The organism is Nonomuraea sp. NPDC050691, assembly GCF_040654455.1.
Lineage (GTDB): Bacteria > Actinomycetota > Actinomycetes > Streptosporangiales > Streptosporangiaceae > Nonomuraea.
Window position 1 is genome coordinate 1 of record NZ_JBFAIA010000384.1, and the last position, 1,123, is coordinate 1,123.

General features: G+C 76.6%; 1 protein-coding gene. It reads left to right on the plus strand.

Annotated elements, in window-relative coordinates:
- Window positions 1-36 precede the first annotated feature (36 nt).
- On the plus strand, window positions 37-981 hold the full coding sequence (locus AB0H81_RS44965; protein ID WP_358388792.1) for a sugar phosphate isomerase/epimerase family protein: 945 nt from the start codon (window positions 37-39) through the stop codon (window positions 979-981).
- Window positions 982-1,123 lie beyond the last annotated feature (142 nt).

Consider the following 1,123-nt stretch of genomic DNA (forward strand, 5'->3'; position numbering starts at 1 on the left):
GCTGGGCGGGATCCTCGCCACGAAGGTGTCACCGACATGACGGGCACGCGCGCCGGCGGCGCGTCCGCACCGCGCGCCGCCACCGGGACGGCCGGCGCGACCGCGCCGCGTGGGCTGCGGTTCGGGTACGGCACCAACGGTTTCGCCGACCACCGGCTGGAGGACGCGCTGGACGTCATCGCCGGTCTCGGGTACGAGGGGGTGGCCCTGACCCTCGACCACGACCGCCTGGACCCCTACGCGCCCGGAGCGGCCCGGCGGGTCGCGGCCGTCGCGGACCGGCTGCGCGGCCTCCGGCTCGGCGTCGTCGTCGAGACCGGCGCCCGCTACCTGCTCGACCCCTGGCACAAGCACGCCCCGACCCTGCTGCACGACGACGGCCACCTGCGGCTGGACTTCCTGCGACGGGCCGCCGCCATCGCCGCCGACCTCGGCGCCGAAGCCCTCTCGCTGTGGGCCGGAGCGCGTCCCGCCTCCGTCCCGGGCCGCCTCGCCTGGGAACGGCTCGTGGACGGCTGCGCGCGCCTGCTGGACGCGGCGACGGTGCCGCTGGGCTTCGAGCCGGAGCCCGGGATGCTGGTGGCGACCATCGCGGACTGGCGGAGGCTGCGCGACGCGCTCGGCCGCCCCGAGGGCTTCCGGCTCACCCTCGACATCGGGCACTGCCGCTGCCTGGAACCGGACCCGGTGCCCCACTGCGTGGAGTCCGTCGCCGAGTACCTGGTGAACGTGCAGATCGACGACATGCGCCGGGGCGTGCACGAGCATCTGGAGTTCGGGAAGGGCGAGATCGACTTCCCGCCCGTCCTGGCCGCCCTCGCCGCCCGCGGCTACACCGGGCTGGTGGCGGTCGAACTGCCCCGGCACTCGCACGCGGCGCCCGAGGTCGCCGCCCGTTCGATCGCGTTCCTCCGCTCGGCGGAACGCGCCGCCGGAGGAGTCAGCGCGGCAGGACGCGCCGCTGTGGAAGGGAGCCGGTGATGGACGCTCAGGAACCGCCGGTCGTCCTCGATCAGCCCTGGGTCACGGAGGCGTGCGCCGAGGTGAGGCGGCGGCCGGAGGCGGTCGGGCGTCGGTTCGCCTCCGCCGGACGCCGCGTGGGCCGGGCGCCGCTGGCCGGGGC